The 17,645-nt window shown below is 39.2% G+C and carries 13 protein-coding genes; 10 read left to right on the top strand and 3 right to left on the bottom strand.

Annotation, left to right across the window (positions count from 1 at the left end; all coding sequences use genetic code 11):
* On the top strand, positions 1-622 hold a 622-nt coding region (locus N3F66_11950), incomplete at its 5' end, for a phosphatase PAP2 family protein (GenBank protein MCX8124856.1).
* Here N3F66_11950 and N3F66_11945 read toward each other — a convergent pair.
* Complete coding sequence (locus N3F66_11945) at positions 619-2,148, bottom strand: ASKHA domain-containing protein (protein MCX8124855.1); 1,530 nt, start codon at positions 2,146-2,148, stop codon at positions 619-621. The genes N3F66_11950 and N3F66_11945 overlap by 4 nt on opposite strands.
* 255 nt (positions 2,149-2,403) lie before the next feature.
* On the opposite strand from N3F66_11945, the gene N3F66_11940 reads away from it, so the two are divergent.
* The 6 genes from N3F66_11940 (at position 2,404) to clpB (ending at position 9,172) form a co-directional block, all read left to right on the top strand.
* Positions 2,404-3,543: a hypothetical protein gene (locus tag N3F66_11940; GenBank protein ID MCX8124854.1), complete on the top strand. Its 1,140-nt coding sequence runs from the start codon at positions 2,404-2,406 to the stop codon at positions 3,541-3,543.
* 1 nt (position 3,544) lies between these two features.
* A complete protein-coding gene (locus N3F66_11935) occupies positions 3,545-4,186 on the top strand; it encodes a rhomboid family intramembrane serine protease (protein ID MCX8124853.1) in 642 nt (213 codons plus the stop codon).
* Positions 4,187-4,199: 13 nt separating this feature from the next.
* A complete protein-coding gene (locus N3F66_11930) occupies positions 4,200-4,376 on the top strand; it encodes a hypothetical protein (protein MCX8124852.1) in 177 nt (58 codons plus the stop codon).
* A 135-nt stretch (positions 4,377-4,511) separates the two neighbouring features.
* Entirely contained in the window at positions 4,512-4,649 is a 138-nt protein-coding gene (locus N3F66_11925; GenBank protein ID MCX8124851.1) for a hypothetical protein, read from the top strand.
* Positions 4,650-4,805: 156 nt separating this feature from the next.
* Positions 4,806-6,398: a VWA domain-containing protein gene (locus N3F66_11920; GenBank protein ID MCX8124850.1), complete on the top strand. Its 1,593-nt coding sequence runs from the start codon at positions 4,806-4,808 to the stop codon at positions 6,396-6,398.
* Positions 6,399-6,559: 161 nt separating this feature from the next.
* Entirely contained in the window at positions 6,560-9,172 is a 2,613-nt protein-coding gene (gene clpB, locus N3F66_11915) for an ATP-dependent chaperone ClpB (GenBank protein ID MCX8124849.1), read from the top strand.
* Between the two features lie 51 nt (positions 9,173-9,223).
* On the opposite strand, the gene N3F66_11910 is transcribed toward clpB, so the two are convergent.
* Together N3F66_11910 and N3F66_11905 are read right to left on the bottom strand one after the other, a co-directional pair.
* Positions 9,224-9,835, bottom strand: a complete 612-nt coding sequence (locus N3F66_11910) for a hypothetical protein (protein MCX8124848.1) — start codon at positions 9,833-9,835, stop codon at positions 9,224-9,226.
* Between the two features lie 84 nt (positions 9,836-9,919).
* The gene (locus tag N3F66_11905; GenBank protein ID MCX8124847.1) at positions 9,920-10,711 is read right to left on the bottom strand and encodes a hypothetical protein; all 792 of its coding nucleotides are present in this window, start codon (positions 10,709-10,711) and stop codon (positions 9,920-9,922) included.
* 507 nt (positions 10,712-11,218) lie between these two features.
* Here N3F66_11905 and N3F66_11900 point away from each other — a divergent pair.
* The 3 genes from N3F66_11900 to N3F66_11890 all read left to right on the top strand — a co-directional run bounded on the left by N3F66_11900 (position 11,219) and on the right by N3F66_11890 (position 17,531).
* The gene (locus N3F66_11900) at positions 11,219-15,616 is read left to right on the top strand and encodes a PEP-utilizing enzyme (protein MCX8124846.1); all 4,398 of its coding nucleotides are present in this window, start codon (positions 11,219-11,221) and stop codon (positions 15,614-15,616) included.
* A gap of 214 nt (positions 15,617-15,830) precedes the next feature.
* Positions 15,831-16,979, top strand: coding sequence for a glyceraldehyde-3-phosphate dehydrogenase (locus N3F66_11895; GenBank protein ID MCX8124845.1), 1,149 nt, complete (start codon positions 15,831-15,833; stop codon positions 16,977-16,979).
* 138 nt (positions 16,980-17,117) lie between these two features.
* The gene (locus tag N3F66_11890) at positions 17,118-17,531 is read left to right on the top strand and encodes a hypothetical protein (GenBank protein ID MCX8124844.1); all 414 of its coding nucleotides are present in this window, start codon (positions 17,118-17,120) and stop codon (positions 17,529-17,531) included.
* Positions 17,532-17,645: the final 114 nt, after the last annotated feature.

Below are 17,645 nucleotides of genomic sequence, written 5' to 3'. Positions count from 1 at the left end.
AGATGAAATACATTCAATGTCTCGAGATGATGTAAACTGGTTTGACAGACCTGCTACATATAACTGGTCTTCCAGATATGATACAATGAGTGATGTAACGCGAGATTTTGCTTTTATAATGCCACTGTCGTTACTTTTTTCTGATTTTGTGCGTAGTGATATTGCAACTGTTTCAGTTATGTATATTGAAACATACTTAATTGCCAATGGAATAACAGGTTGTTTGAAGTCAATAACAGAAAGACCACGTCCGTATGTATATAATAAATATGTTAATGACGATACTAAAATGACACGGGATGCAATACGTTCGTTCCCATCGGGCCATACCAACACAGCTTTTTTTAGCGCAGTATTCTTTGCTACAGTATTTTCGGATTATTATCCCAATTCAAAATGGAAAATGCCCGTATGGATTGGTTCACTAGGTCTGGCAACAGCTACAGGGTATTTCAGGTATAAGGCAGGTAAACATTATCCTTCAGATATTATTGCAGGTGCACTTATTGGCGCATCTGCCGGGTATGGTGTTCCATATATGCACAGGAAAAAAGATAAAGAACTGGTTGTCACACCTATAACTGGAAACATAACAGGTATCAGTACTACTTTTATATTTTAAAATTCAAGTGATTGAAGATATATATCATTAAATTCTTTATGCATCGATAGATCAATTGCATGTATTGTGTTTTTAATTTTGTTAAGTCTTTGTATAAAATCTTTGTTACGTATTGCCTCAATGGTTGCCAAAAGTGATGTATTGCCCACTGCTTCATAGTGTGCATTAGGAAACTGTGGCAAAAATTTCAGTCGTATCAAGTTTTCAATATTTACATTCTTCCCAAACGCTCCAGCAATATACACATTGTCAATATCATCTTCTGATAATCCTGATTCTTTAAGCAGAATACGTGAGGCAGCCAAGCTTGCACCTTTAGCCAATTGTACATTACGAATATCTAATTGCGATAGTGTAACAGTGTTAATAATGTTCAGTACTTTAACACCATTATTATCTTCTATTGCTATCTGATGTATAAGTTGTGAAGGAATTTCGTTTTTGATGGCACCGCGTGTATCAATCACTCCGGTATCCAGAAGTATAGCAATGATATCAACAAGTGCTGTTCCACTTATGCCTGACGGGGTACCTATTGATGAATAATGCAGCCTGCCGTCTATCATATTAAAATGTGTAATTGCACCTTCCGTTGCAGTCATACCGCTGGATATGTTCATACCTTCAAGTGCAGGTCCCATTGCGCATGATGTTGCAACAATGCTGCCATCTTTTTTTATTATTGCCATTTCACCATTTGTGCCAATATCAAAAAAGAAGCTGTTGCCTTTTTGTTGTGGCAATATACCAATGCTGCCTAAAAAATCCCCGCCTAAAAATGCACTCACAACTGGTAACACCACAAGACAAGCGGAAGGAAAAATATTTTTTATAGGGCGATAGCTCCGGTATTCATCAAAGGTTGTTATTGAAGCACTGTAAGGATGGGTCCCTAATGGTGTGATATCAATGCCAAGCAGTGAGTAGCTCATAACAGTATTTCCAGATGCAGCAATTGTCTGCACAATAGTTGTTTGTGCATGCGAAAGGTTACATGCTGTTGTGATGACTGTTATGATGGCTTCTAAAAGTAGTTGTGAGAGCATGTGTGCAGTGTCAGCATTGTGAGCATGGCTAATACGTGTAATAACATCATGGCCAAATCGGCGTTGAGGATTCAGAAGTGTAATTTCTGGTAGTACAACATTTGTAGTAATGTCCACAAATGCTATTTGTAATGTTGTTGTACCTACGTCAATAGCAACGCCATATGAGTGAGTGGGATCAAGCTCAGGGTAGTGTATATATTCACGGATGCTTTGGGCAAAGACTGTAGCATTGCCACGCAGTGTAGTGCGGCATGCTAGTCTAAGGGAACTATCGCCCAGATCTTTTTCAAAATTGTCAGGATCCGAAAGTTCACCAGTTGCCTGCACTACACATTTTTTACAAAATCCTTTACCACCGCAGGGCGTGTGTATTAGTATACCGTACTCAAGCAATGCATCTGCAATGGTACTGCCTTCTTTAACAGTAACTGTGTGATTGTGTGGTAATATTGTCAGTGTAACTTTTTTTGGTACCATTGTTCTTTACTAAGTAGTACGATTATAATGCATACTATTATTAGCTGTGAATAAAAGTAAATATTTTTTATTTTTTTCTTTACAGAAGAAAAGTCAAATGGTCATCCTGAATTTGTTTCAGAATGACATCGTGAACTTGGTGTAATATCAACAAACGCAAAGTTTTTAATTTAAGTTTGTTACGATGATGAAGGGGATTCTAAGTCAAGTCAGCAATAGCGTTGAAGAAATTCAATTTTCAGGAGAGCCATGTAAGTGCCAATGGATGCAACGATTATCTCATATCCCGATACAGCTTCTGTAAATTTGCTTTCACTTACTCTTAACAGATCAAAATACATGTTGCCCTTTGCGGGTAGATTCCGTATTGTTGATTTTATAATTGGAAATGCAAAAGAGGTTGATGCCCACACTATTATTTACAGCAATCACAATGATGATTTGCCATCATACGTTACACATTTTGATATTGATGAATCAAAACTAAAAGTAGTAGTGAATGAATTTAACAGTATTGATTTTTGTTATTCACTGGTGCGTGACAGTGATACTGCATATTTTATAATATACAATGGTGACAATCCTGGCATTATAAATTTTTCACATTTGATTGAACGGTTTGTTAAATTAAAAAAACCTGCTGCGCTTTTTAAATTGCACTTTGAGCAAAAGGCACGGATGGCACACCGCATACTTGTTACAACAAAAAAAGCTTTACTTGCAACAATACGGCAGGCTTTGAAGCATGAACATACATCGCCAAATATTTTTGAAATGATCATCAACATGATGGTGAATGAAGGAGTGCAAAAGTTTGAGTTTTCATGTTTGTACTGGCCTTTGAGCACTGTAGTTGACTATTATAATTATAACTTTGATGTCATAAATAATCCTGAGTATGCAAAGCATGTATTCAATGGGCATATACATTCAAAAATACAGTTGTACCGCTATTCAATGCTTGGCCCGCATGCAAAGGTGGTGCAATCATTTTTGTCCGATAGCTGTTATATTAATGGTGAAGTTATAAATTCAATTATTTTTCCAGGTGTTGAAATTGCCCAAGGTGCAGTGATACGTGATTCTATTATTTTACCGTATAATAAGATTGGCTCAAAAGCTCGCATTATGCGCACTATCATTGATGAACGAACTGTTCAGCCCTTTGATGAAACACCGCTTACCATTGGCAATGGATGTAAAATTGGCACAACCGAAGAAGGCATGAAAAACAGTGATTATCCAAAGGTACTTTATAACAGCATCACACTAGTGGGTAAAAACTGCATTATTCCTGATGGCATAACGGTGGGGGGGTGTTGTTATATAATGCCAGGTAAAACCCAAAAAGATTTTGAAAAGCGAAAATATATTTATAACGGGACGTCACTATAATATGTTTCTACCTTATTCAGATGAAAATCCAACACGTTCTTTTCCTTTTTTTACTGTAATGCTCATTGTGGTAAATTGTATTATATACTATTTGGAAATATATGGTCAGCCTGGTTTTGAAAATTTAATCCAAACGTATGCACTTGTTCCCTGCAACATAAACAAGATAGATATTTCAAATTATAATCATTATGTTCCGTTTATTAGCCACATGTTTTTGCATGTCAATATTATTCATGTGGCATCCAATATGCTTTTTTTATGGATTTTTGGAAACAATGTTGAAGATGTATTGGGCGTTATTCAATTTTATGCATTTTATTTATTGTGCGGTCTTGCTGCGGCGTTAACATTTTACCTGTTTCATTATAATGAGTGTACACCCATCATTGGTGCATCTGGTGCAGTGTCAGGGCTTTTGGGTGGATATGTTGTGCTGTTTCCAGCTGCACGCATAAAAGTGTGGTTTATGTTTTTTATACTGCGACTGCCAGCATGGTTTTTTATCTTTGTGTGGTTTGTTATGCAGGTGTCTAACCTGTATGGCGAAAAGTTAGGAATGACTGATGTAGCATGGTCGGCTCACATAGGGGGGTTTATTGCAGGGTTTGTGTTAATCATGTTTTTTAAAAAGAAATATTAGTAGTTGGCCGGCTATGATTATAGAGGTACACAGCCATTTAGGAAATATACTGGAATTTGATGATGGTGAACTGATTGATAAAACGGGTGTAAAAAAGGAAAATGCAATTGATCTGGTAAGTGTCAGTGAGGCTGGTCTTAATAGAACGTATGGTCTGGATTTTATTCCGTATATACTGTTTGGTCATTAGGTTACTAAAGCAGAGCGTGCACGGAATGGAAGCGCAACACTTGAAAATATGTAGCTATCACTTGATGAAGCTGCAAGTTTTCACTCGTCATGGATAATACGCAAACTCATAAACGCATTTGGTGCAGAACGTGTGATGTACGCATCAGGCTGGCCGTTTGGGTACAGGCCACCAGCAATGAAGACTGTAACATTAGCCTGCAGAGGCCACAGGGTACTGGAAGATTTGTTGTTTTACAAAAACGCTGCTATGCTTTTATCAATTAATGTATAAGGGAACTTCTGAAAACTAATTTTTAATAATGTTCACTGATTGTCACATATATATGAATAATAGTTGACCGTGTGAAATGATACAGTACAATTATTATCTCGATTCCATGATGATGATAAATTAAAACTCATAAGATTAAGTATAATAAAATAAATTATGAAAAAAACATGTTATTTTCTGTCATTCATTCTTTTTTTATTTTTTTCTTCACTCTTGTTTGCTGACACCGCGGTGCTTCCCTATAAAGTGGAAAGTGCCGATAGCTCCTATGATGAAACCCTTGGCGCTGAATATGCCAAACTTGTAGCACTGGCGATGTACATACAGAAAGGCATTGCAGTGTATTCACATGATCTTCTTGAAAAAGACTTGCAGGAATTTTCCATTGACCCGCAGGGAGTGGTGGAAAGCTACAAGCTTGATATTCTGGGCAAAACTCGCTATGTTGACCGCATTCAGCTTGGTACACTTACAAAAAGTAAAAAAGGCTTTGCAGTCAAAAGCATTGTGTACGATGTTGCCACACAAAAGATAGCGTCCCGTTGCACTGAATACGCCGACACATTGTTTGAGCTAGCACAAATGGAAATGCGTTCGCTCTATCTCAATTATCCCGATAGTACACTTGCATTGCTAAAAGGCGCATACGATATAGCATTTCTTGTGGATAATTCGTACAGTGCAAAGCCAGAGTGGAAGGATATAAAGCGCGGCATCATTGCATTGTGCGATAGCGTAAGCGACAACTGGTTTGATATGCGCGTTTATGTGGTGCCAATGATTGCACAGTCAAAGAAGCTTGGTGTGCAGGCAATCACCAGCGCTACCACACTGGATGATGTCTTACAGGAGCTATCGCTTGCAAAAGGAATTGTGAAATCCATTACACCACAGTTAAACTATATTGCAAAGGGATTACCCTGGCGTAAAGATGCAAAAAAAATCTGTGTGATCATCGCTGCTTCATCATGTGACTACAACCAATCACGATCGCTGCGTTTTATCTTGAAAAAAAATAATGTGAACATCGTTGCTATTGGCACTGGTTCACTGGTACATAGTGATCGTGTTGCGTTAACAAATATTGCCGACAGCTACTACGATGTCACCTACCATCAGCGGATGTATGATGTAAGTGGGACGCCTGTTGATGTGTTCTGGGAAGCAGGCAGGATATTCCACGGCGATGCGGGTGAGCGCTGGAAAAACGGTGTAACCACCAAGACAAAAGCAGCAAAGCCCTTTGTGGCTGAGATCTTTGGAGGGAAGGAATCTAACTGCTATGAGCTATCGGCCATATACCCAAAACTATCGTCAATAAAAATTCTGAACAGCGAACCGTTACAAAACAATATTGTTGATATATTCGAAATGATTGCTGGCGCCAATATGGTGCAGGGGAAGACGATTGCACGGGTACTTTTGTCTGATGGTGGATATTCGCTGTGGCTTCCAATTGCTGATTCCAGGGTGCTTGGCTACTGTAAGCAAAATCAAAATATACGAATGTACATTGGCATTTCACCACAGCAGGATGTCAATGCACCGTATGGTGTTGGTTTGCTGCCGGTTGCAGTTACAGGTGTGCCGGGCAGTCACATACCCTCAATGCTTAAAATGACACTCAAAGATATTATTGAGCATAAGGGCTTTAAGAAAGGGTTGTTTAATCCTCCTGTGTGGTTTGTGCCTGCTGTTGTGAAAAAGATTATTGAAAGTGGCAGTCAGGAAGATATACGGAATAAATAATGCTTGACGATTGGAAAAAAATTGAGTATATTAATAAAAAATAGTAAAATAAAAACCTTGCCGCCAAAGACGGTGAGGAATTGTGTATTCCTTTCTGTTATAGGTTCCCGCATTAGCACTCCCCATGAAGTGATTATTTTTTATCTATGGAGGATGAATGTATGCGCATGGATAAGCTGACGTTAAAGTCGCAGAATGCGTTATATGAAGCACAAAATATTGCAACGCAGTACAATCACCCTGAAATTCAGCCTGAGCATTTATTGTATGCACTTGTTAATCAAGATGATGGCATTTTCAGGCCGATAGCTCAAAAACTTGGTGCAAGCGTTGAAGATATAAAACATGAGTTGGCTATTGCCCTGCAGTCATTGCCAAAGCAGTATGGTGCAGGCCCTGGCGGCGGTGTTATGTCGAGTGGTTTGCGTGATGTGTTGAACAATGCGTGGAATGAAGCAGTTGCATTGAAAGATGAATATTTGAGCACCGAGCACCTTATACTGGGGCTTGCCACAACTGGCAGGAATAAAGCTCGTGATATATTAAATTCTCATGGTTTTACCAAAGAAAATATTCTGCGTGTGCTTGCAGATATACGCGGCAACAAACGCGTCACCGATGAGAGCGCCGAAGACAAGTATAATGCGCTGGAGCGCTATGGTAGAGATTTGACTACATTAGCACGGGCCAACAAGCTTGACCCTGTTATTGGCAGGGATGAAGAAATTCGCCGTGTGATGCAGGTGCTATCGCGCAGAACAAAGAACAACCCTGTGCTCATTGGCGAACCAGGTGTAGGTAAAACTGCTATTGTAGAAGGGTTGGCGCAGCGAATTGTTGCAGGTGATGTGCCTGAAAGCCTGAAAAACAAACGTGTGGTTACGCTTGATATGGGGGCTCTTATTGCTGGTGCAAAATACCGCGGTGAGTTTGAAGAGCGCTTAAAAGCAGTCATTCAAGAGGTTGAGGAGTCCCAAGGCGATGTAGTGCTCTTTATAGATGAGCTCCATGTGCTGGTTGGTGCAGGTGCAGCCGAAGGTGCGGTGGATGCTTCAAATATGTTGAAACCTGCACTTGCTCGCGGTGAGCTAAGGTGTATAGGTGCAACCACTCTCAACGAATACCAGAAATATATTGAAAAAGACAAGGCACTGGAGCGCCGATTCCAACCTGTGTATGTTGGAGAGCCTACGGTAGAAGATACTATCGCCATATTGCGTGGACTTAAAGAGCGCTATGAGGTGCACCACGGTGTGCGCATTTCTGACTCGGCAGTAGTTGCTGCAGCGGTATTGTCACACCGCTACATCACCGACCGCTTTTTACCCGACAAAGCAGTGGACCTTATTGATGAGGCAGCATCGCTCATAAAGATGGAAATTGACTCAATGCCAATTGAGCTTGATGAGATAGAACGGAAGATACGACAGCTTACCATTGAGCGCGAGGCAGTAAAAAAGGAAAAGGACAAAGCCTCAATGGAGCGGCTGGCAAAAATTGAGGAAGACCTGGCTAATCTCAACGAAAAGAAGAAGGAGCTTTCAGTACAGTGGCAAAATGAAAAGAACATCATCCTTGAAATACGCAAAATCAAAGAAGAAATTGAAAACCTGAGAGCGCAGGAGCAAAAGGCTGAACGTGAAGGCAATCTTAACTTAGTGGCTGAAATACGGTATGGCAAAATTATAGAGCAAGAAAAGAAGCTTAAAGCGCTCAACGAAAAATTAGCACAGATTCAAAAAGAGCGAAAGCTCCTGAAAGAGGAGGTAACCGAGCAGGAGATAGCCGCTGTTGTATCACGCTGGACTGGGATACCGGTAAGCAAGATGCTTGAAGGCGAAAAGGAAAAGCTGCTTAAAATGGAAACAATTATTGAAAAGCGCGTAGTGGGCCAGGAGCAGGCAATACAGGCTATATCGGATGCAGTGCGCCGTTCACGATCAGGATTGCAGGATCCAAACAGGCCAATTGGTTCGTTTATATTCTTGGGGCCTACCGGTGTGGGTAAAACTGAAACTGCCAAAGCGGTGGCTGAGTTTTTATTTAATGATGAAAAAGCCATAGTGCGTATTGACATGTCCGAATACATGGAAAAGCACGCAGTGGCGCGACTTATTGGTGCACCACCCGGATATGTAGGCTACGAAGAAGGTGGGCAGCTAACCGAAGCTATACGCCGAAGGCCATACTCTGTGGTGCTCTTTGATGAGATTGAAAAGGCACACCCTGATGTGTTCAATATCTTTTTACAGATACTGGATGAAGGGAGACTTACCGACTCAAAGGGCCGAACAGTTGACTTTAAGAATACGCTCATTATTATGACGTCAAATATTGGTACAGCGTATATCTCTGATGTGTCAATCCCGTATGAACAGAGGGTAAAAGGTGTGCAGCAGGAGTTGAAGCAGTACTTTAAACCAGAGTTTTTGAACCGTGTCGATGACATCATAATTTTTAACCCGCTTACACGCGAGCATATCAACAAGATTATTATGATACAGCTCAATGAAGTGGGTAAACGGTTAAAAGAGCGCGGCATAAGTTTGGAGCTTACCCCTAAAGCATTGGATTATCTTGTTGAGGTTGGATTTGACCCACAGTTTGGTGCGCGTCCACTTAAGCGAGCATTGCAACGGCATCTTATCAATCCGCTGTCGGTCAAGATATTGAGCGGTGAGGTGATTGATGATGATACAGTGATGGTTGATTATAAAAATGGCCAGATTCAATTTACCGTAAAACGAAGCAAAGCTGAAAAGAAGGTTGTATAAGTATAAAAAAAAGCGCACCGCATTGTGCGGTGCGCTTTTTTAAAATGAGTATTAAAATACAATACCTGCTGATACATACCAGATAGGAGCCCATGCTACATCAGAGTCTTTAGTGCCTCCTGTTGGTTGTGCTATGAATCCAAATATAAGCCCAAGTGTATAACCCTTATCCAGCATAAACTGAATTTCAGCAGACATGTTCAAAGCAAGACCATCCCCATCTGTATCAGTATCACCAGGAGCAAACGATTCTCTACTAAATTTTCTGTAACCAATTTCAAGACCAGGTTTAATTGCTGCAGTAGGGGAGATTACAAATTTTGGTTTAAATGTTATACCAAATTCATACATGTCGGCATCTACTTCTAAATCAGTATTTTCTGGTGATATTGCTGTTGAAGTATACTGACCATATACACCTACTCCAAACATTGGAGCTAGAAACTGATCAAAATAACCTTTGATGACAAATCCCATTGCAGTGTCACAATCAATGCTCCATGCATCAGTATCAATACTTACTGTACCTGAACTAGGTAATAACACTCCGCCAAAAAGCCCAATATCTCTTGTTCTGTTTTGTAAATCACCCGCTGCAAATGACCATGAAACCATGCAAACGCTGATAAGCAAAGCTAATAGAACCTTAACAGAGTACTTCATACAAACCTCCTTTGATTTAATTTTGTTAATAACATTGTTCTTTCATAATCTTGTGTTAGATTATGAAAGTAATATCCACAACAATCACAGCTGTGTGCAGTAGCCTATGTTGATCACATAGGTTTTGTATTCCTGATTGCTGCCGCTTTGGCTTGCTTGCTGCATCAGCGAGCTAAGCGAAAGCCCTAATGGCACGTAAACAATATCAAATCCAATATAGCGGACAGTAGTTGTTGAAACACTCATTGAAACCGCTCCAATATTACCACCAATGTCATATTCAATATCTGCATCACCTGCCTGCCTGGTAAGCATGATAAAGGGACTTATTGCAAAGTCCTGCAGCTTAAAGCTTACTTGCAAGCCACCTTGCGGACCCTTAAGTGTAGTGGTTATGTCAACTGTTCCTTCATTGCCGGGGACATTTGAATCAATTCCGATGTAGTTTCGTGAAAAGCCAAAGCCAATAAAAAAGATTGCAGAAATTTGATCATTATTAACAAGTAGTATCTCTAAATCCAGTGGAATGGATGCCAACCACATACTCATATCCACTTCATTGCCAACATCACCAGCTGCACCAATCAATGCCAACCCAATGTCAAATGCAAAGATATCTTTGAAGGCATACCGGTAAATACCACTGGCACCGCCACCCCATACATTGACATCGCCGGTTATATTGCCGCTTGGATCATCAACATCACCTGTCATATGTAATCCGGTTATAGTTGCTCGCAGGTCTTTTTGGCCTTCTTTGAATTCAAACCATGGAATTGGTGGTGGCGAAATCATGAAGTTACTTTGCTGGGCAAAGGCTGGAATTATTGCTGAAAGAGCAAACACAATACCAAGAATAAATGTTAAATTTCTCATTAAGAACCTCCACTAAAAAGTAAATGTTATGTGCAATTTTCTTTTAGCTATTGTTGCAAACTACAGACCATGAATTAATCCTGAAAATAAATTCAGGATAAGACACGGTACAATTGGGATTCAGCTTTTGATCACGATTTAACAGCCAAAAGCATTGCGTATAACTACACTTAATTTAAGCACACGAGCATTTGCGTGTATGCGATGGCTGTTTATTAGATTATGCGAGGCAATGTGAGATGGGGTTAGTAACTGGTTGCAAATGCCCGTTATGATCAGCAATTTGCATTACTAACAAACTTATTAAAAGAACACACTATGCTTGCTATAATGTGAAATACCCGAACTGGTAGAATCCTTTTAATTTTTACATTTGATATAATTATTTAAGTATATTCATTGTGTGTCAAGTAAAATTTTAAAATAATTGACATCAACACTGGTATTGCTGTATCTTCAGTAGTACATTAACTGTCTTCAATTGAATATCAATGTTAAGGTAATGCCATGGACTATGATATCTATGATGTGAATAATATATTGCTTCCTGTTGAGCACAAGGTTGGTGCTTTAAACCGTGCAAAAAACCTTGTTGCAGAGATGACACATCCCAATATCGACTGGAAGTATATGGTTACGGAGCTTAGAGCCTATCTGTACGATTACATGTATGATATTGTCCCTCATAGCGACAAGGTATTACCTGTAGTGTTTCACTATCTTAAAGAAGCAACTGTTCGAAAACGCGGTTCAACTATTCGTGCTGCTGATACATTTTTAGACCGCTATCTGTTTTTAATAAAAAAAGAATTAGAGGGCGATAGCTCTCTTGAAACAATCACTGCTATGTTTGACCGTGAAGCAATGAACTTTTGCCAGATACTGATGGCAGATACTGCCGATGGTTTTTTTCTTGAGGATGTGAATTTGAGAATACTACAATTGCTGGAGCTATCGCTTAAAAGGAAAAAAATAAATGATAAGCTATTTGAACTGTGCATTGAAATAATTATAAATCAATTTGCGCTGTACGTTGAACGGAGTATCATTGTTGAAGATGAAGAAGTTTATTCACTGCAAAACCTGTGGGATATTGAACATGAGCAAATACAAAAGCTTGAACAACTGGTTACATCAGTTACACAAAAAGCGTACCAGACTAAATTAAAAAGGGCACAAACTTTAAAAAACAGCAAAAAGGGAAAGAGCACTTTGCTTGCCGAAATAAAAGAGCTTGTTGAATTCCACCACAATACCACAGTATGGGAAAGGATCTGCATCACAGCAAAAGAATGTATTGCACAGAATATCATTGAATATGATGATGTTGTGCTGGCACTGTTGACATTTATGGTTAAAAAATCACAGGAAGGCACGGATGCTAACCTTCAGCTGTATATTTCACGCAGTGTTGCATCGCTGTGTGGTGTGCTGGTACAGCAAAAACGGTTTGTGCTGTTGCGCCAGGTTGTACAGATGGTTGTGCCGGTACTTATAGCTGAAATAGAGCGAGGCGGCAATTACAACGCTGCATTTGCAACAATACTCAACATTGGCAAAACTGTGGTTGAGTCGGATAACAGGCAGATCATTAATCTTTTTGTTGATATACTGGTTCATGCTAAATTCTGTTTTCCACAGTTTACTGGTATTGCTCAGGACTGGTCGGTGATGGTCAATGCCAGTCACCTTGCCAACATACGCACATGGCTTGAACTCATTGAACTTAACCCTGTTTATATGAAACGGTTAGCAGCAAGCCTAATTGCAAACCTGACGTTGGGTGGTGTGTTTTTAAAAGACACTGATGTGTTTCAGCGTGATATATCACGGCTGTTAAACAGCAATTATAAAGACGTGTTTTACCTTATTATCTCATTGGCCGCAGTGTTTCCAGCCTTTTACCATGATATTGGTGCTACTGGAAATATCCGTGCATTTACCGAGCGTATCGATACAAATCACCAGATGAATGACCTTATACATTTTGTACGTAAGCAGGTTCATGTGGAATCAAGTAGCCGTACGGTGGTATTGTTGCAGCGCGTGATGGATTTTTGGCTAACTGGTGATAAGGAGCTTTTAAAAGGTATGGTGCCGCAGGAGGTCTACAACAATTTAGACCACACATTCAGGCTTATAAATCTGGACAACGAATCGGTAGCGCGGCGAATTTATATGGAAATACGCCACTATTTCCCTGAGCTTGTGAATGAAAAATTTTGGGATTTCTTTTACAAAGTTGGGAAGAAACGTTTCATGGATGCAGTGGCACGTCACACATTTGAAGGCTTGGACGAAGACGAAAAGAAGGATGCACTAAATTGCATAATAGAATATTTTGATAAGCAGTTTCCTGCTGAAATGACAAAGATGCTACACCATATTGCAGGAATGTTTGATATAGATACTTCACGCAAACAAATATGGCGTTTTTTATATGAAATACCTGATGATGATTTCCGTAAGATGTTTGAGAATGTACAGAAGCTTGATGTTTCAAATGTCAACGTAGAAAAGTTTATCACATTCCTCCATGTCTACAGAATGATTTTTGATAAATATAATTTTTCTGATATACGGGCTATTGAAAAGCTGCATCAGTATGCAACAGAAAATCTTTTCAGCCCGCCAGAAAACTTTTTCACACGGCTTGAAGGCAATGATGATTTTGATGCACTTGAAGCAATTTTAGAGCTGCAGCATACATTAAAATGGAATATTTTATTGTCACCAGAGGTGTTTGAACCGGTTGACACAATAGAATTTAAGCGACATATTGCGTTTGGCATACCATCAATGTATGGCTCCTATAAAGAAAAGAAATTTGATACATTGAAAGTATTCTTTCATTGCAATATTGTGCGCCTGCTCCTTTTTGAAAAAATTATAGAAAACATAACTATTTACCCTCACCAGAAGACTGATTATGAGGCAATCAAACGGGTGATTAAGCTTTTTATTAAATCGTTTGAAATTGATGGGCTTGCAAATCATGAAATGAGGGCCGTTGCAAGCCTGCTTGATGCGCCTAATCTTACTTTGACTCAATTCCGTGATATTGTTACCAGCTTGTTGGTAATCCATGGTGAAATTTCGGATAGGTTTAATGATACATTTAAATCAGTAAGCCGCATAGCAATTAAAAATATTGGAATTGAGAATATTATACCTGATTTTATTCCACCCGACCAGCCCGCAAGTATTGAAGTGATAGTTGATAGATTCTTGCGTAACAGAGTTATGCAATCACCATTATTGCAGCTTTTGGACAATCTTTTACTCAAGCTTAAGGATAATCTGATTCATGAGNTTTCGTATATGGGTAATGTGATTATTCTTAATAAAGTGGATATTCGCAAAAGAAAGGGAAAACTTGTCCATGTTATTGGTAAATATCAAGGGAAGTACAGCGAAACAGAACTATTTGCACCATTGTGGGAAGTTGGTGCTAAAGCACAAGGGCTCATCATTGCAGCAAATATTGATGGAATTAATGTTCCTGAAGGGCTTGTAATTTCATCTGAGTTATATAAGCGCATTAAGGATGGCAATATTAACAATCCCCGGTTTAAGCGAAAACTCATCTATATGTTGAAAAAATATATTGATGAATTTACAGGTTACCGTTTTGCAAATCCAGACAATCCCGTATTGCTTTCTGTACGCAGTGGAGCGGTGTTCTCCATGCCGGGTGTTATGGATACCATTACCAATGTAGGCATGACCGATGATATTGTGCAATATTTTGCGAAGTTTGATGAGTGGTTTGCCTGGGATTGTTACCGGCGTGTGATTCATGATTTTGCAATTTCAGCTTATGGGATGGACCGTCATATCTTTGAAAACCTCATGGCACAGGCAAAGGAAGAGGCTGGTGTTGACCTCAAAGAAAAGCTCAATGGCAAACAGATGTCGTTTCTTACAAGAAAATATCGCTATGCTATTAACAAAGCGGGCTATTCAGTGCCCAAAGATCCCTATGAACAATTATTTTATGCTATCATGGCGGTGTATCAATCATGGGATTCGGCTATTGCACAGAACTATCGCCGCTTTATTAATTTATCCGATGACTGGGGAACGGCTGTTATTGTGCAGCGTATGGTATTTGGGAATCTTTCGCCAACATCAATCACCGGTGTTGTCCATAGCCAGTATGTTGAATATGAAGATGTACAGATAGCGGGTGAATATAAGACAAGGGCACAGGGTCATGATATTGTCAGTGGTGTGGCTAAAGTATTCCCCATTAGTGAGCAGCAAAAATTAAAATTTGCACGGTTTGCACTGTATCCATCAATGGAAAAAGCATACCCAAATCATTTTACAACACTGCGGGATGCAGTTACGCGCCTTAGAAAACGCTGGGATAATGATATCGAGGTTGAGTTTACATTTGAAAATGAAACGCTATACATTTTGCAAATTCGCGGTATGGCAAAACACAAGTTTGATATAGAGGAGCTGGTTGAATCACCTCAAGAGTTATCCCCGTACCTATTGGGGCAGGGGCTGGCTGCTTCGGGCGGAGCAGTGTCGGGAAGAGCAGTGTTTGATATAAACCACATTGAGATGATGCGCATGCGCTATCCCAAGGATAAGATAATTTTAATACGACCGGAAACCAATCCTGAGGATGTGATAGGCTTGCAGAAATCAGACGGGATTTTAACATCAGTTGGGGGTATGACGTCACATGCGGTGCTGCAAATGCGAAGGCTTGAAAAATCAGGAGTCAGTGATTTTTCCATTATGAAAATAATGGAAGATGAAAATATTGCAGTGATAAATCGTGAACAGGGTGGTAAAATAATAATTCGTGAGGGTGATTTTATAACAATAGATGGCAATACCGGTCATGTATACCTGGGATTCCATCCTACACGGAAAGTTCACCGGTAAGGTTAGTGGTATATATAAAAAGCTTGAAAAATTAATATATGGTTTTTTAATAGGCAAATAACAGCTAAATGTTGGCAAATACCCTCTGCAGATTTTGCAGAAAGGGTATTATGAAATATCTACACAGAATAATTTATGATATATATAAAGATACTGGGGACGGAATTAGATCCTGCTTGATATGTTAACACGATTTAAGTAGAGGGAGGATATTATGGCAGTATCACCAGATGCACCTATTGGTGTAATGGGAATTGGAAGAATCGGAAAGCTTTTAGTGTGGCTGTATGCTGCAAAAAAGCAGCATAAGGAAATTGTGATTGCCACAGGAAGAAAAGCCGGTACATCACTAGATGATCTGGCAACATATTTTGAATATGATTCAACCTATGGAACATTCAATGCATTCATAGGTGGATTTAATGGCAAAAATGCAGTTGCAATTAAGGATGGGCATCTGTACCTCAATGGTGTAAAATTAATATGGCTTAATGAACCTGAATTTCGTGTGCCTGGCAATATTCCATGGAATAAGTATGGTGTTGATGTTGTTTTTGACACAACGGGCAAGATGCTTGACCCCACAAGAAATGATGAAAACTCGCTTCGTGGGCATCTCAATCATGCAAAAAAGGTTATTCTTACAGCACCGTTCAAAGTAAAAGACAAAGGCAAACAGATTCCGGAAGATTCGATCACATTAGTAGGTGGCGTTAACTTTGATAAATATGATGGCAATAAGCATGCAATTATCTCAAACGCATCATGTACCACAAACTGCTGCGCACCACCTATTAAAGCCCTGGTTGATCATTTTGGCGATAAATTTATTTCATATGCACTGACCACTGTTCATGCTGTAACTAATTCACAATCAACTCTTGATGTGCTGCCAAAGGATGGCGATAAGGATACCCGCAAACGTCGCAGCATATTGAACAATATGATACCAACAAGCACCGGCGCTGCCAAAGCAGTAATAGAAGTAATACCTGAAATACAGACGCTTGGAATTGGTTCACAGGCGTCTTCAATTAGGGTGCCGGTAAATACTGGATCAATAGTTATACTGGATGTTTCATTGCTTGGTGATTATGACAACAATTATATCCATAATATATTTAAACAGTATTCCGAAAAAAATCCTGATATCATGTATTACTCTGAAAAACAGCTTGTTAGTTCTGATATAATTGGTAGTCCATATTCTACCATTTATGATGCAGAGTTTACACACCACAGGACTACAAAGCGCGGCGATAACTATTATACTATGGTTGATCTCAACTTCTGGTACGACAATGAATTTGGCTATGTATGTTCGCTGTCACGCTTGTATGACCTTATTACAGGGAGGCGATAGTTATCGGTAATTGATTTATTAATGTGGTAAGGGCTGCTTGTAAAAGGCGGCCCTTTGTAATTACTAGAACTATAAATAAAAAATAATATTGACAGTGTAGCCAAATAAAAATATATTTATTTTGTAGGAAAGGTAATAATGAAAAGATATTATGTAATATTTTTTATGCTGGCAATAGTGTTCAGCATAAATGCAACGTATTCAAAGGAAGTACCCTTCACATTAGAGGATAGGGATCGGATAATACGGGTAGAAGTAAAGGTAAATGAAATAGATAAACGTTTTGAACAAATAGATAAACGTTTTGAACAAATAGATAAACGTTTTGAACAGATAATTACTTTTTTATGGATATTAACAGCTATATTTATTGCTATCACCTCGGCAACATTGGGTTTTGCATTCTGGGATCGTAAAAGTTTTATAAAGCCAATAGAAGAGAAAGTAATGACCAATGAAAAGAAAATAGATGATGCGTTGGCAGCTTTTAGAAAATTAGCTACTGTGGATAAAAAGGTTTATGCAATCCTAAAAGAATTCAATTTGCTTTAAGTTTATTTTATTATTTATAAGCTTTACACCCACCCAGCAATGGAATACCTCTTGCGGTAAACTTCATCATACCGTAAGAATTTTGCTAATCGTTCTGCAAAGGTCTTCCCTAAC

The organism is Spirochaetota bacterium, assembly GCA_026414805.1.
GTDB lineage: Bacteria > Spirochaetota > UBA4802 > UBA4802 > UB4802 > UBA4802.
This window is presented reverse-complemented; position numbering and strand designations above follow the sequence as displayed.

Bases quoted from the DNA above. Each gene is read 5' to 3' on its own strand.
- N3F66_11945 (MCX8124855.1), bottom strand. From the start codon at position 2,148: ATGGTACCAAAAAAAGTTACACTGACAATATTACCACACAATCACACA.
- N3F66_11935 (MCX8124853.1), top strand. From the start codon at position 3,545: ATGTTTCTACCTTATTCAGATGAAAATCCAACACGTTCTTTTCCTTTT.
- N3F66_11930 (MCX8124852.1), top strand. From the start codon at position 4,200: ATGATTATAGAGGTACACAGCCATTTAGGAAATATACTGGAATTTGAT.
- N3F66_11925 (MCX8124851.1), top strand. From the start codon at position 4,512: ATGTACGCATCAGGCTGGCCGTTTGGGTACAGGCCACCAGCAATGAAG.
- N3F66_11920 (MCX8124850.1), top strand. From the start codon at position 4,806: ATGAAAAAAACATGTTATTTTCTGTCATTCATTCTTTTTTTATTTTTT.
- clpB (MCX8124849.1), top strand. From the start codon at position 6,560: ATGCGCATGGATAAGCTGACGTTAAAGTCGCAGAATGCGTTATATGAA.
- N3F66_11910 (MCX8124848.1), bottom strand. From the start codon at position 9,835: ATGAAGTACTCTGTTAAGGTTCTATTAGCTTTGCTTATCAGCGTTTGC.
- N3F66_11905 (MCX8124847.1), bottom strand. From the start codon at position 10,711: ATGAGAAATTTAACATTTATTCTTGGTATTGTGTTTGCTCTTTCAGCA.
- N3F66_11895 (MCX8124845.1), top strand. From the start codon at position 15,831: ATGGCAGTATCACCAGATGCACCTATTGGTGTAATGGGAATTGGAAGA.
- N3F66_11890 (MCX8124844.1), top strand. From the start codon at position 17,118: ATGAAAAGATATTATGTAATATTTTTTATGCTGGCAATAGTGTTCAGC.